The organism is Psychrobacillus sp. L4 (assembly GCF_042944905.1).
GTDB lineage: Bacteria > Bacillota > Bacilli > Bacillales_A > Planococcaceae > Psychrobacillus.
This window is the reverse complement of record NZ_CP168496.1, coordinates 1959984-1973793: the sequence shown is the minus strand read 5'-3', so window position 1 is coordinate 1973793 and position 13810 is coordinate 1959984. Positions and strand designations below refer to the sequence as shown.

12 protein-coding genes and 1 pseudogene are annotated in these 13810 nt (G+C 34.2%); 11 read left to right on the top strand and 2 right to left on the bottom strand.

Features of this window, described 5'->3' with window-relative positions; translation table 11 throughout:
• Positions 1 to 223 precede the first annotated feature (223 nt).
• From ACEPXG_RS09400 to ACEPXG_RS09370, 7 genes and pseudogenes are all read left to right on the top strand, one after another.
• A complete protein-coding gene (locus ACEPXG_RS09400) occupies positions 224 to 655 on the top strand; it encodes a GNAT family N-acetyltransferase (protein WP_391209683.1) in 432 nt (143 codons plus the stop codon).
• Positions 656 to 846: 191 nt separating this feature from the next.
• The gene (locus tag ACEPXG_RS09395; protein WP_391209680.1) at positions 847 to 1548 is read left to right on the top strand and encodes a class I SAM-dependent methyltransferase; all 702 of its coding nucleotides are present in this window, start codon (positions 847 to 849) and stop codon (positions 1546 to 1548) included.
• A 398-nt stretch (positions 1549 to 1946) separates the two neighbouring features.
• Positions 1947 to 2522 (top strand): SMI1/KNR4 family protein, encoded by a 576-nt coding sequence (locus tag ACEPXG_RS09390; protein ID WP_391209678.1) that lies wholly within the window; start codon positions 1947 to 1949, stop codon positions 2520 to 2522.
• 209 nt (positions 2523 to 2731) lie between these two features.
• Positions 2732 to 3367, top strand: a complete 636-nt coding sequence (locus ACEPXG_RS09385) for a hypothetical protein (RefSeq protein ID WP_391209676.1) — start codon at positions 2732 to 2734, stop codon at positions 3365 to 3367.
• A gap of 537 nt (positions 3368 to 3904) precedes the next feature.
• Positions 3905 to 4465, top strand: a pseudogene (locus ACEPXG_RS09380) (shikimate kinase).
• Between the two features lie 768 nt (positions 4466 to 5233).
• On the top strand, positions 5234 to 5887 hold the full coding sequence (locus ACEPXG_RS09375) for a hypothetical protein (RefSeq protein WP_391209673.1): 654 nt from the start codon (positions 5234 to 5236) through the stop codon (positions 5885 to 5887).
• Between the two features lie 1012 nt (positions 5888 to 6899).
• Positions 6900 to 8003 (top strand): hypothetical protein, encoded by a 1104-nt coding sequence (locus ACEPXG_RS09370; protein ID WP_391209671.1) that lies wholly within the window; start codon positions 6900 to 6902, stop codon positions 8001 to 8003.
• Between the two features lie 135 nt (positions 8004 to 8138).
• Here the strand turns inward: ACEPXG_RS09370 and ACEPXG_RS09365 are convergent, their stop codons facing one another.
• Positions 8139 to 8693, bottom strand: a complete 555-nt coding sequence (locus ACEPXG_RS09365; RefSeq protein WP_391209669.1) for a helix-turn-helix domain-containing protein — start codon at positions 8691 to 8693, stop codon at positions 8139 to 8141.
• A 109-nt stretch (positions 8694 to 8802) separates the two neighbouring features.
• Between ACEPXG_RS09365 and ACEPXG_RS09360 the strand changes: the two genes are divergently transcribed.
• Both ACEPXG_RS09360 and ACEPXG_RS09355 read left to right on the top strand, forming a co-directional pair.
• Positions 8803 to 9387 (top strand): LysE family transporter, encoded by a 585-nt coding sequence (locus ACEPXG_RS09360; RefSeq protein WP_391209667.1) that lies wholly within the window; start codon positions 8803 to 8805, stop codon positions 9385 to 9387.
• Positions 9388 to 9450: 63 nt separating this feature from the next.
• A complete protein-coding gene (locus ACEPXG_RS09355; RefSeq protein ID WP_391209664.1) occupies positions 9451 to 9900 on the top strand; it encodes a DUF3888 domain-containing protein in 450 nt (149 codons plus the stop codon).
• A 104-nt stretch (positions 9901 to 10004) separates the two neighbouring features.
• Here ACEPXG_RS09355 and ACEPXG_RS09350 read toward each other — a convergent pair whose 3' ends face one another.
• Positions 10005 to 11024: an NADH:flavin oxidoreductase/NADH oxidase gene (locus ACEPXG_RS09350; RefSeq protein WP_391209661.1), complete on the bottom strand. Its 1020-nt coding sequence runs from the start codon at positions 11022 to 11024 to the stop codon at positions 10005 to 10007.
• Positions 11025 to 11204: 180 nt separating this feature from the next.
• Here ACEPXG_RS09350 and ACEPXG_RS09345 point away from each other — a divergent pair, with 180 nt between their 5' ends.
• The gene (locus tag ACEPXG_RS09345) at positions 11205 to 12413 is read left to right on the top strand and encodes an argininosuccinate synthase (RefSeq protein ID WP_391209659.1); all 1209 of its coding nucleotides are present in this window, start codon (positions 11205 to 11207) and stop codon (positions 12411 to 12413) included.
• Entirely contained in the window at positions 12410 to 13783 is a 1374-nt protein-coding gene (argH, locus tag ACEPXG_RS09340) for an argininosuccinate lyase (protein ID WP_391209657.1), read from the top strand. Before ACEPXG_RS09345 ends, argH begins: the two co-directional genes overlap by 4 nt.
• Positions 13784 to 13810: the final 27 nt, after the last annotated feature.

Below are 13810 nucleotides of genomic sequence, written 5' to 3'. Positions count from 1 at the left end.
ACAGAAATATTGCTGCTTAGAATGAGACTAGAGAGAAGCTTTCAGAACTTAAGCCACAGTTTTGAGCAAAGAAGTTATCTGCATGAGAAAAAGGATTTCCAAAGCGAATGTAGAATATAGTAAAGTATGTTCTTTTTAGGAGGAAGAATTTAGTTATAAAAATGTTAATAGGGAAAATGCAAAGAATATTTAATAATGAATTTATTTTGGGGGTCATGAGGAAATGAATTATAAAATTATTGAGGAATTTGACGAAGACCAATTAAAAGAAGTACATAGTTTATTTAAAAATGAATGGTGGACGAAAGATCGTCAGCTTTCAGAAATTAGAAAAATGGTAGAAAACAGCGGTGTGGTAATTGGATTAATAGATAAGGATACAGAAGAATTAATTGGATTTGCAAGAGTGATTACAGATACACTTTATCGAGCGTTTATTTTTGATGTTATTGCTAAAGAGAATTCTAGAAATAGTGGTATCGGTACTATATTAATGAATAGTATTTTAGAACACCCACTCGTTCGTGAAGTAGATAGAGTTGAACTATATTGTCCTGAAAGATTAGTTGGATATTATGAGAAATTCGGTTTTTCAACTGATGTAAATGGTAGTAATTTAATGAGATATAAGAAAAACGTTTTAATGAATTTTTAAATAATATAGCATGTTAATGGTAATAATGGTTTACCGGTCAAATTAAATATCTTTAAAGCTAAATTAACGTGTTTGATATTGTCTTTACTCCTCACAAAGTTAAGACAATTTTAGGATGGTATAACAAACAAAATGGTGAATTTTAGTAAAATGTATATATTAGCGATATCTTTTACTAAGGAGGAAATATTTTGAACAAGTCTATATTAAACTACGAGGATTTGCTAGTAATGTTAGATGCTTTACTAAGAGAGCCTAAAGAATTTTGGGAGGATTTTTATAAAGATAAGACGAAAGAAATTCCATTTTTCAAGATTAAAGGCCCTGATGAGAATCTTGTAGAGTATTTTAACAATGGGCTTGCACCGAATCGAGTATTGGAATTAGGTTGTGGACCTGGAAGAAATGCTATATATATGGCTAAACAGTCCTGTAAGGTGGACGCTTTAGATATATCTGAAAATGCGATTAAATGGGCTAGAGAACGAGCGCTAGAAGAAATGGTCAATATTAATTTTCATTGTGTTTCTCTTTTTGATTTCAAGTTCGAGCCACACTCTTATGATTTTATTTATGACTGTGGGTTATTTCATCATTTAGCACCACATCGTAGATTAACGTATCTTGAAATTATTAATAAAGCATTGAAAAAAGGTGGGTACTTCGGAATTGTTTGTTTTAATACGGATGGAGCATTAGATACATCGGATTGGGACGTCTATAGAGAAGGGAGTTTAAAAAGAGGGATAGGATACACGGAAGGACGATTAAAAGAAGTATTTTGTTACGATTTCAATATACTTGATTTTAGAAAAATGGAAAAAATAACACAACCAGATGAATTATTTGGAGAAGACTTTTTGTGGGTAAGTTTAATGCAAGTTAAAGATTAGTTTGCCTTCAATTATAGGAGGTAACAGCAACAAGTATGGTGCATTTTTATTTTTGTGAAATATCACTCCGAATAACCATCTTTTTGTTTCGAAGTATCTAATAAATTTAGTTAAAGCATACAATTCAAAAACCGTTGTATCCTCATAGCATCTAAGCGGTTAAAATAGACTGATTCCCTTCAAGCACAGACAAAGTAATCCATCCGAGCAATAACTCATACGTGGATTACTTTTTTCGTGACATTGAAAAAGACAATGTATTTAAAGTAACACTTAATGTCTAAAACTAGTTATTAGCAATTATTCACACTAATAAGGAATAACTAAAGGGACTATAGCTATCGAGATCGAAAAGAATACAAATTTTTTTTTAAAAAGCTATTGAAAAGAGTGATAGTATGAGTGTTAATGAATTCATGACACAATTCATTGAAAGATATCCTGATATTGATAGGTTTGATTGTGCTACAGATAAAATGATTGCAAAATATGAAGAAATACTTGGATATCGTCTGCCGGTTTCATTTATGGCATTTTTGAAGGAATTTTCTAATGGTATATTTCTATTGGATTGTGAACCTATTGGAGGTGTCAGTAAAGATTCGCCTTGTGGTGATATTTGTAAAGTCAATAGAATTATTGAAGACATTCCGAATGAGCTATTAATTGTAGAAACCAATGAAAGAATAGAATCTAATCGTCTTTTATCCTTTACTACGTTTGATGCTGGTAATATCTCGAACAATCACTGGGTATTTTTATGCGAAGATGGTGTTCCAAATAATGAATATCGGGTTGGGCTTGTTAGCCAATCTTCGCATAAGATTGTAAAGGTTTTAGACAATTTAGAAGAATGGTTAACAATATTTTGGGAACAGGATGATGAGGACGAGATGACATATCCTGTGTTCCACGTTCTTTACCCATCGTATGAAGAGCGTGGAGAAATACTATATGATTGGTGGTTGGACTGACAAGATTCTTTAAATTATATGTAAACGCAAGATCAACCTTATGTATTGCAAAATCAACTCTTCATAACAGGAATAGAAGCAGTGAAGACAGCAGTATCCGTGGTAATGTGCAATTTTTTCTGGTCACCAGGACAAGTTAGTTCAATAACAAAATACTGTTTAATATAAAAATTAGCTATATGTTTATTTTCTTAAAGGAGATAGAAAAAATGGAATATAAAGTAAAAGCTTATGGAGATGCCATAGATGTAATAGAAGAGATTGGAATACTCCCACTTGCACCTTTAATACCTAATTTCCCTTCTTTAAATAGCATAACGTCACCAGAATATTGGCATTCTGAAACAGAGTTTGATCCTTGGATTTGGAGAACAAAATTTTCAACTGATGGGGTTGCGGCATACGGTAAATTCATTAAGAAAAAATCGGTATTAGTTTCATTTAAGCTTCTTCCTTATGTAAAGAGTGTCTTAGGTTATGCTGAATCAGTAGAGGAACGATATTTTAATGGAAATCTATCAAAAGAAGCATTTGAAATTTACAAAATAATTCGCCAATTGGAAGGGATAGACACAATGGCGTTAAGAATAAAAGCAGGACTAAAAGATAGTCATAAAAAAAAGATATTTGAGAGCGCATTATTAGAATTGCAAGGATCAATGGATATTGTAATTTCAGGAATACAAGAGAAAAGAAATGAAGACGGTGAAAAGAATGGTTGGAGCAGTACAGCTTTCGAGACGTATGATTTGATTATTGCAGATGAATTGAGCCACTTGTGCAGAGTTTTGAACCAGCCGTTGCAGAGAAAAGATCCAGGCTTTGCGGAACAGAGAGCCACTTGAATCGTGCAAAATGAAAGTATACGGTATTGCAATCAGACTTGGCGTTGGAACTTTACATGGAGTGGCGGGCATGATAGCCTTCGCAGGCAGAGCCAGCCCTTGAATATAGCTGGCTTCTTGGCTAGGTGCTCATGCCCGCAGAGGCTCCATGTCAAGTTCCAACTTTGTGTAATTACACTCAGTATTACTTTTTTAACAAAATACACACTACTTATTGGTACATTCACGTGGCGGTAATCGGACAGTGGCTCTCTTTACCGCACTTACTGGCTCTGACGCTCGCAAACAGTGGCTCAAAACTTCGCATAGCTGGCTCATTCTGTCTGCAATACTCATGATTCTTGGGCTATAAGAAATAGAATAAACACTATAGAAACAGACAAAGAAGAATCAAGGAAATATCTTATAACCTTTTTTTCAAATATATGCAGCAATGAATCGCTAAAAAAACTTGAAAAAATATTTGCAAAGTAAAGAAAAGATTTGGGGTTATTTAATAGATGTTGATCTTTACATAACTTTATGGAGGAAGGTACTATGAAAAAGTTTGTTTTTATATTTGGGCCACAAGCAGTTGGGAAAATGACGGTCGGACAAGAACTAGCTAAGTCAACAGGCTTAAAGTTATTTCATAACCACATGACTATTGATTTACTAGAGCCACTATTCGGATTTAGTCCAGAAATGTGGAGATTAACGCACCTATTTCGGCAGGAAATATTTCATTCATTTTCTAAAAGTGATAATTACGGGATGATTTTTACTAAAGTATGGTATTTTAATCAAAAAGAAGATTGGGATGATATAGAAAATATGTGTCAAACAGTGTCTTCTGAAGGGGCTGATATTTATTTCGTTGAATTAGAAGCCAACGTAGAGGAAAGGTTAAAACGAAATCGTACACCCCATAGACTTGAATTTAAACCAACTAAAAGAAACATTGAACAATCTGAACAACATTTACTAAGCACCATAGAAAGTAGTAGGTTGAATTCTAAAAAGGGTTAAATTGAAAAGGAAAATTATTTAAGAATAGATAACACTCATTTGAGAGCGGAAGAAGTAGCACAAAGAATCAAGAAAGAGTTTCAATTATAGTGTTTATGTTCCTTAACGGTGCATAGTAGAACAGATGTCAGAGTGTCAAAAGAACCACAGAATTTATTCGGGAGGTATTTATGTACAGTTGTGAATAATTTGAAAGTTAGGGATATTCATTTTACAGAGACCAGTATTTATTACATTTTTGATTATTTCTTTGGTTTTATTTTTAGTAGTAATAATCCCTCAACTGAAAAATAGAATAATGAACGGTTTTACTTGGATCAGTATTTCAATAATCTCTATTGTGGTTTCTAGTCAGCTTTTATTTTATGAAGCAATCATTGTTGACGAGATTAATTTAGGAGCAGATGTGGTTTCTACTTATCTGTTTCTGGCAATTATAGGTTTTAGTATAATTAACACTTATCTATTTTTTAAGAGGATTGAAAGAATAGAATAATAATTAATTTATCGACTCCTATGAAAATTTTAAATTTCAAAAACTGAAAATGGATATGACAAAAAGGGCTCACTGAATTAATGGGTTCTGTTTTGAACAAAACTGCAAAATGTCAATAAAAATTTATAACCAAAAGCGCCGCAATTGGTAGCAAATCTATTATAAGATTTGTATCAAAAAGCGGTCTTTTTTATTTCAGTTAATTGATTTGTGATTACAATACTAATTTTATAGAAGGAAATTTTTTGGTTTGGAATGAATAAGTAAATGATAGAAAAACGGAACTTTTCAGTTTTTCTAACGTATTACAATTAACAAATGATACTAATTTTGACGTTAGACATACTATCAGGGGGACTACTATGTGCAATAAACAAATCAAAAAAATAGGAAGCATCTTATTGTTGATGAGTTTGTGTTTTCTATTTGCAGGCTGTTCAGAAGAAAATCCTGACAACAAAGAAGAAGTGGATATTTCATCAGAGGAAAAAAATAGAGAAGCAGTCCAAGCTGTTCTTGAATCTGAATTTACAGTTCCGAACGAAGAATATTTGGTTATAGTCAAAAACATCGATAAAAAAATGACCGAAATAGGCAGCCACACACCTGAAGCTAATGAAGTAAATGGAGTAGAAGAGTCGGGGGTTTCAGATGAATGGCATGCCTACGAGGACTTAGTTAAAAAAGTGTATGGACCTTACTTTATGGATTATACTTTTGATACCCTTATTTCTAATGTTATTGCTTTTAGATATCATTATGGATATTTAGGATTTAGCGAAAATGTTCGGTACGAAATGAAAGTTAGTGATATACAAGTAACTAAAAGTGAGAATAATAACACACCAAAGTTTTATGACTTTACCGCTCAGGTAGAATATACGAATAATGCAGATGAAGTTTCACAACACAAAGTAAAAGGTACCGCAATTCTTTCTGAACCAGGAAAAATTGGGAAGTTTGAAATACGGGATGATGGTGGTTTAGGAGAAAAAGTATCGCTGGATCGACAATAACAATAAAATAATCCATTATCATTAAGGGGATGGTTAATTATCGTCGCAATTGCATACTTACCAATTATTTACAGAATACATAAACGTCTTCATTATTTATATAAAGAGGTCAAAAGGTTAAATGGAGAGAATGATGTTTTTTAAAAGAGTAAGAAAGTATATTGATTTTCCTCCTTCGAAACCAGTGTTCCTAGAACTTTAAAGAATTAAATGATACCGCGGATTTTCGTTTCAGGTGGACGCTTTCCGCGGGGTGAGCGATGGGCCATCACCGCCCGCTAAAGCGTTCGTATGTGATGTCCCATCTTCTCACAGAGGATCAAAGGCTAAGAGCGCCACATCGTGTGGCAATGCCTTCGTGACCAACATCCTGTTGGCCACCCGCAGGAGTCGCCACCTGTAACGAAAATCCATTAAGTGAGTATTACCGAACAAGAAGTTTTAGCCAAGCTGTAAATAAGTGGATAGAAATAGTTGAATAACCGTAGTAATCATACCATCCTGTAATTGGGCTAGAAGTGTTTTTATGGTACCTACCTAATGTAAGATTTCCTATTTGTTTTAGTTTTACTGTACACAGTATACATGGATCAGTAGGCAGATGATTAGAATTAGTGGAACCTGAAAAAATAGTTAGCATCTATTGATAAAGTAGCGCTGAGCGGACGAAATTGTATCTTCGTCCGCTTTTAAAAGTATAGGAAAGAATTTATTCTCTCATTATCCAAACCTAATGCACCATGTCTCTAAATATTTCAAGAGGGCGACGGATAAACATCCGCCACAAGATGACCGAAAAAAATGGATCGTGAAGTGACGCAGTCACTTCACGATCCATAGCAGTAGCGGTAATAGTGTAGCCGATGTTTCATCCAAAGCACTCTGGTAATAGTAAAGACAAGTTGCACTTAAAGGGCACTTGCGCTTTTCTTAGTAACTGGGAGGTTGCTGGTATTTTACTTAAGCTTCAGGTTAGAAGATGTACAAACCGTTTATAGAAAGGATAATAGTAATGAAAGATGATGATCTTAAGAATGCCATTGAAAAGTTAGAACTAGAAAATATAAAGATGGAGCATGTTTCGAAAATTGGTGAAGGTGCTTGGCATAATGTCTATAAAATTGAACGGAATTTAGAAAAGGACCTTGTACTAAGAATTAGGAAAAAGATTGCATATGGGCAATTACAAGCATATAAAGAGATTGACTTGATTACTGAATATGAATCTTCAAAGGTTTATTACCAACAGGCTAATCAGTGTTCTTTTAACATTTGCCCTTCTGTTTTTGACTATTTTCTGGAAGAATCATCCGTATTTACCGTAGAATGTTTTATGGGTAAAGGAAAAATACTTCAATGTCTAAGCGATTCTGAAGCATTTACAATTGGAAAAGAGTTAGGCGAATTCTTTAAGGTTATGCACAGAAAAAATCCCGATATACAGGGATTTGGTAATATTATATGGAACGGAAAATACCTTGAAGGAAAGGTGAAACAAGAAACCAACTACATTTGGCAAAAGGATAACGACTTTTATTTATGTATATTAAATAGTTTGACTACAAGTGATTTAACATTTAATCGCGAAATAGTGGAAAATAAGATAGTAAACTTAATTGAAAATAGGCGAAAAAACGTGCAAAAGATATCATTAGTCAATCAAGATGTAACTCCAGAAAATATTATTTTTAATATAGATAACGTTTCTTTAATAGACCCATTTCCAAGGTTAGATTTCGATTTGAAATATGCTGGTTATTTTGTTTTTAGTTACAAATTCCTTCTTCCTGCCTATTCGAATGCATCAAGATACCGAAAGCATGCTTATAATCAAAATTCTAGCATATTGAATAGAATTGCAGACGGTTTTATGAACGGTTACATAAGTGATAATGAGAATTTATATAAATGTTTATTGGACGAATATATCTTGTGGATATTATTAGAGGCTTATGAACACTATGAAACATTAATTGAAAGTGAACTGGACCCTAAGACATTGCAACAAATGGGTGATAAGGACATGATTAAGAATAGATTAACATTATGCTTAAACGAATTAGAAAATTTATCTTTAGATAATTCATTCACCTTCTTCAACAAACGAGGATTTTAGCGGAAGAACTATGGTTGTTAATACAGCTCTTTTTTCTTGTACAACTAAAAGTCTGTTTAGACGTTTAATAAGTGCATTGCTACCAAGTCCTAAATACAATCAGCTGAAAAACCCAGTTCTTTTCGAACGGGTTTTTTAGATTGGATAATATAAGATCATACTTAATCGAGTTAATATGTCTCCTGAATTATGATAGGCATGTTGTCTATCTGCCTTGAATCTAATAGAATCTCCATTTCTAAGTGTATATTCCGTGTTATTTACACGTACTGTTAGTTCCCCTTCAAAAACTGTAATAAATTCTTCTGTTCCTTCTCTGTGCGAATCAGCGCTCAGGAATCCACCTTTTTCTATTTCGACTGAATAAACTTCAAAGCGCTTATCATCTTCAAAGGGAAAGTTGGGATAGACTCGATATTTTCCATTGTCTTCAGATAATGCTTGAATTTCGCTTCTTAAAATAACTTTTGTATCTTGCTGCGGACTATTTATTAGTGAGGTAAAAGAAATTTTTAACCCATTGGCTATTTTCCAAATAGTTGTAATCGTAGGGCTAGATTCACCCCTTTCTATTTGACCGATCATCGTTTTACTAACGCCAGTTAATTCTGCTACCTTTTCCAGACTTAATTTCTTACTTTCTCTAAAGGCTTTTAAGTTTTTTGCAATGATAAGATTAATTTCTTCCATAATTACACTCCTCTTTTACAATATAACGTCCGTGTTGTACAATAAAAAGGAAATCGTTATAGTGTCTATTTTAGTCATTATAACATACAATGCGGAAGGGGAGTTCAATTTGCCTTTATTATCATTTTTGCTATTTGTTTTTGTTACAAGTTTTACACCAGGTCCCAATAACATTATGGCAATGTTATTTGCTAACAAATTCGGGTTAAAAAAGACAATAAGATTTTGTTTAGGAGTGGGTGCAGGTTTCTTTGTCATCATGTTATTGAGTATCTATTTTAATCTTATGCTTGGTAATTTCATTCCAAAAATTGAATTTTTTATGACTATCCTGGGTGCAATCTATATGTTGTATCTGGCGACAAAAATTATTACTAGTAAAACAAATGATCAGGACAATAAGGTGGACAAGAATAACAGTTTTTTAACAGGTATGCTTTTACAATTCATAAACCCAAAAGGTATATTATATGGCATAACTGCAACATCCACTTTCATCCTGCCGTATCACACTTCTAATTTTATCTTACTATTTTTTTCGCTTTTTCTAGCTTTTGTTGGGTTTATGAGTACGTTCTGTTGGAGTATGTTTGGTTCGATTTTTCAAACCTTCTTATCTACCTATAGAAATCAGTTTAATATAATTATGGCTTTGCTATTAGTGTATACTGCATTTTCGATTCTTATAAAATAGTACAGGTTTTTGAAGAATATATAGTGATTTAAGGGGCACTTTAATTGAAAAAGAGGTGCTTTTATGAAAAGGATAAGTAGTTTTTTTCTTATCATTTTATTAACTTTTTCAGTTAGTAATTTAGCAAGTTCAGAAGTCACAGAAGCTGGAAGGATCGTCAAAAATACTTATGCAACAAGTGAGGATATTTTATTAACTTTAATTGAACCAGACATCAATACAATGATAAAGGATAAATACGGAAAACAAATGCAGTGGGAAGTTTCTAAAGTTTTAAAAGTAGGTTTAATAGTAGATCATACTAAAAAGAAATCTGAGTTTTGGTATAAGATGAAGTTGGCAGTTAGACTTGAGAATGAAAAAGAGGATGCCAATGGTGATGAGTTGGATTTAATAGATATTAGAATAGATGTTCCGAATCTATACACTGAAGACAGGTATGAAGAAGGAAATTCAAAAATGAAGATCTCGCTAATTGAATACACACAAATGAAAGCTGTTGAGAATGATTAAATTTTTTTTATAAAGTCTTACAAAATAAAGTCCTTTTTGAAAAAAAAAAGTAAACCGCCCTTGAACCTAGCTAGCAATAGGGTGGTTTACTATTTTCTGCTTTCTTAAAATCCTCTTTTATAAGGTGTTGGAGGGTTTGTTTTTCCGGTAATCACTTCTTCTGCATGAAGTGCCCAATATGGATCTTTTAACATACCTCTTCCAATAGCGACTAGGTCAGCGTCGCCTGCTTCGATTACTTTTTCTGCAAGATTCGGATCTTCTAGTATGCCTACCGCAATCACTGGAACATTCAATGCTTCCTTGTATGCTTGAGCAAACGGAACTTGGTATCCGGGAGTGTTTGCTGGTTTTATTTTACCTGGAGTTGCTTCACCACCACTTGAAACATGGAATACATCCACTCCAGCATCTTTATACTTTTTAGCAATTTCTAATGAATGCTCTAGTCCGTATCCATTGTCCATATACTCAACAGCTGATATGCGGAATAGGAGTGGCATTTCTAAAGGCATAACACTTCGAACTGCTTGAATCACTTCTACTCCAAATTTGGACAAGTCTTTTCCATATTCATCGGTTCTATTATTAATCGCTGGTGAGTGGAATTGATGGATTAAATAACCATGTGCTCCGTGGAGTTCAATCGTATCGAAACCTGCTGAAACCGCACGCCTTGCAGCTTCTTTATATTTTCCAACCATTGCTTGAACTTCTTCGGTTGTAAGTGCTCTTGGTATCTTCCAATCTACATCTACGGGAATATCAGATGAGCCAACAGGTTGCTTAGCATCTGTTGCTTTTCTGCCGGCATGTGCAATTTGAATGCCTATTTTTGCGTCATATTTATGTACTTCATGGACGATTCTTTCATATGCAGGAATTTGCTCATCTGACCATAGACCCAAATCGAAATCAGTAATTCTTCCGTCTGGCTCCACGTCTGTCATTTCTACAATAATAAGTCCTGTTCCCCCAACTGCTCTAGAAACATAATGTACATAATGCCAATCATTTGGGGCACCATCTTTTGCTTCTACTGAATACTGACACATAGGGGCCATTACAACTTTATTCTTTAATGTAAGACCTTTTAGTGTAATAGGTGAAAATAAATTCGACATTCCAACACGCTCCTTTCTTCTATTATCTTTTTAACTTTAGATGAAATCAATTAAACTGTTTTACAATAGAAATTACTCCTCATAATTATAAATTATTAGTTGTATTTATGCATCCACTCATGTTACATTGTGTATATTAATACTAAAGTAACGCATAATAATACATTGGGGGAATATTAAATGAATAAAAAAGTCGTTTTAGCATATTCAGGTGGACTAGATACTTCCGTAGCAATTACATGGTTGAAAGACGAGGGATATGACGTCGTTGCAGTCTGTTTAGACGTTGGAGAGGGCAAAGATTTAGCATTCGTAAAAAACAAAGCACTTGAAGTTGGTGCTATCGAAAGTTATATGATTGATGCAAGAGAAGAATTTGCGAATGAATATGCATTAGTTTCTTTACAAGCTCATACATGGTATGAGAATAAATACCCACTTGTTTCTGCACTATCTCGCCCATTGATCTCTAAAAAGTTAGTGGAAATTGCAGAACAAACTGGAGCAACTGCTGTAGCTCATGGTTGTACAGGTAAGGGAAACGACCAAGTTCGTTTTGAGGTTTCTATTAAAGCTTTGAATCCAAGTTTAGAAGTAATTGCACCTGTTCGTGAGTGGAGCTGGAGTCGAGAAGAAGAAATTGCATACGCAAAGGAGAAAAACATTCCGATACCGATTAATCTAGATAGTCCATTTTCTATTGACCAAAACCTTTGGGGACGTGCAAATGAATGTGGTATTTTAGAAGATCCATGGGCAGCACCTCCAGCAGATGCATATGAGTTAACGGTTGCTTTAGAAGATGCTCCTGACACTGCAGATATAATTGAAATAGAATTTAAAAATGGTGTCCCAGTTGCGCTTGATGGTGTTGAGTATAAACTATACGAATTAATATTAAAATTAAATGATTTAGCAGGTAAGCACGGAGTTGGTCGTATCGATCACGTAGAAAACCGACTTGTTGGGATTAAATCTCGTGAAGTATACGAAATTCCAGGTGCCCATACATTATTACTTGCTCATAAAGAATTAGAAGATATTACATTAGTAAAAGAATTGGCTCACTTTAAACCAGTAATGGAGAAAAAGCTAACGGAACTTATTTATGAAGGTCTTTGGTTCTCCCCATTAAGAGCCGCTTTAGAAGCATTCTTAAAAGAAACGCAACTATATGTAAATGGTACAGTTCGTGTGAAGTTATTTAAAGGACATGCAATTGTAGAAGGACGTAAATCTCCAAACTCTCTATATGATGAAAAACTTGCTACTTATACAGCGGATGATGAATTTAATCATGCATCAGCAGTTGGATTTATCGAGCTTTGGGGTCTTCCAACAAAAGTTCACGCAATGGTTAATCAGAAAGCGGAGAAGGTGAAAGCATGACCAAACTTTGGGGTGGAAGATTCCAAAAATCTGCAGAACAATGGGTAGACGATTTTGGAGCTTCTATTAGTTTCGACCAAACATTAGTAATGGAGGATTTAGATGGTAGTATTGCGCATGTAAAAATGCTTGGGGCATGTAGTATTTTGCCAAAGGAAGATGTCCTTCAAATTCTCGATGGTTTAGAGCACTTAAAGAAACTAGCTGCCGACAATGCATTAAAGTTTTTAGTTACAAATGAAGATATTCACTTAAATTTAGAGAAAATGCTGATTGATTTAATCGGACCTGTCGGTGGGAAACTGCACACTGGCCGTAGTCGAAACGATCAAGTAGCAACCGATATGCATCTATATTTGAAAAATAGAGTAAGAGAAATAATTGAGTTAATCGAGCTTTTTCAAAAAACACTTGTGGCACAAGCAGAAATCCATGTGGAAACACTTGCACCTGGATATACCCATTTACAACGTGCACAGCCAATTTCGTTTGCTCATCATTTAATGGCATACTTCTGGATGCTTAATCGAGATAAAGAGCGTTTTCAGGATTCGATTAAACGTATTGATATTTCACCACTTGGAGCTGGAGCTTTAGCGGGAACGACTTTCCCAATTGATCGTAAGCTTTCAGCAGAATATCTTGGTTTTTCGAATGTTTATGCAAATAGCATGGATGCGGTAAGTGATCGAGATTTCATCGTGGAGTTTTTAAGTAATTCTTCTATGTTAATGGCGCATTTATCTCGCTTTGCTGAAGAAATCATTTTATGGTCAAGCGCAGAGTTTAACTTTATTGAGTTAGATGATTCCTTCTCAACTGGCTCTAGTATTATGCCTCAAAAGAAAAACCCTGATATGGCAGAGTTAATCCGTGGAAAAACAGGTCGTGTTTATGGGAACTTGATGGGCTTACTTACTGTAATTAAAGGATTGCCTCTTGCTTACAATAAAGATATGCAAGAAGACAAAGAAGGTATGTTCGATACGGTGCTTACAATTGTTGGATCGTTGAAAATATTTGAAGGAATGGTTCGCACAATGAATGTCCATAAAGAACGTCTACACGATACCGTACACAAAGACTTTTCAAATGCGACTGAACTTGCTGATTATCTTGCAGCAAAGGGACTTCCATTCCGCGAAGCGCATGAAGTCACAGGAAAGCTAGTATTCTTATGTATCCAACGTGGATACTTCTTATTAGATCTTCCACTAGAAGATTTGCAAGAAGCAAGTAGTTTAATCCAGTCTGATATTTTCGACGTATTATCACCAATAGCTGCTGTCAAAAGAAGAAATTCCCTTGGTGGAACAGGTTTTGAACAAGTACAACTCCAAATTGAAGAAGCAAAGAAATTTTTAGAATAATAAAAACTGTAGACACTCGTTGATTAC

What these genes read in the sequence shown, in the direction of transcription:
- ACEPXG_RS09355 (WP_391209664.1), top strand. Translation starts at nt 9,451, where the DNA reads ATGAAAAGGATAAGTAGTTTTTTTCTTATCATTTTATTAACTTTTTCA.
- ACEPXG_RS09400 (WP_391209683.1), top strand. Translation starts at nt 224, where the DNA reads ATGAATTATAAAATTATTGAGGAATTTGACGAAGACCAATTAAAAGAA.
- ACEPXG_RS09375 (WP_391209673.1), top strand. Translation starts at nt 5,234, where the DNA reads ATGTGCAATAAACAAATCAAAAAAATAGGAAGCATCTTATTGTTGATG.
- ACEPXG_RS09390 (WP_391209678.1), top strand. Translation starts at nt 1,947, where the DNA reads ATGAGTGTTAATGAATTCATGACACAATTCATTGAAAGATATCCTGAT.
- ACEPXG_RS09350 (WP_391209661.1), bottom strand. Translation starts at nt 11,024, where the DNA reads ATGTCGAATTTATTTTCACCTATTACACTAAAAGGTCTTACATTAAAG.
- ACEPXG_RS09370 (WP_391209671.1), top strand. Translation starts at nt 6,900, where the DNA reads ATGAAAGATGATGATCTTAAGAATGCCATTGAAAAGTTAGAACTAGAA.
- argH (WP_391209657.1), top strand. Translation starts at nt 12,410, where the DNA reads ATGACCAAACTTTGGGGTGGAAGATTCCAAAAATCTGCAGAACAATGG.
- ACEPXG_RS09385 (WP_391209676.1), top strand. Translation starts at nt 2,732, where the DNA reads ATGGAATATAAAGTAAAAGCTTATGGAGATGCCATAGATGTAATAGAA.
- ACEPXG_RS09345 (WP_391209659.1), top strand. Translation starts at nt 11,205, where the DNA reads ATGAATAAAAAAGTCGTTTTAGCATATTCAGGTGGACTAGATACTTCC.
- ACEPXG_RS09365 (WP_391209669.1), bottom strand. Translation starts at nt 8,693, where the DNA reads ATGGAAGAAATTAATCTTATCATTGCAAAAAACTTAAAAGCCTTTAGA.